We start from the raw sequence: 231 nt of genomic DNA on the forward strand, positions 1-231 counted from the left end.
GATCAGCGCCGTGGTCTTCGACCGCGGTGGCAACCAGTACCACGGTCGCGTTGCAGCTGTCGCCGAAGGTGCGCGCGAAGCTGGACTCGATTTCTAACGGCTGAGGAAAGGCAGAGGAAAATGGCTGCAGAGCAGCAGGATCCGGCCCAGAACGGCCGGGAAAATCGCAACGAAGGTCGTCGCGGACGCCGCGATAACCGTCGTGATAACCGCCGTGACAATCGTCGCGGT

1 protein-coding gene is annotated in these 231 nt (G+C 62.3%); it reads left to right on the forward strand.

Features of this window, described 5'->3' with window-relative positions; all coding sequences use genetic code 11:
• Positions 1-97, forward strand: a 97-nt coding sequence (locus tag QP415_RS13135; RefSeq protein ID WP_285100365.1) for a 50S ribosomal protein L18, incomplete at its 5' end; no start/stop codon positions are given.
• Positions 98-231: the final 134 nt, after the last annotated feature.

The organism is Pauljensenia sp. UMB3104 (genome assembly GCF_030217285.1).
In the GTDB taxonomy this organism is placed as follows: Bacteria; Actinomycetota; Actinomycetes; order Actinomycetales; family Actinomycetaceae; genus Pauljensenia.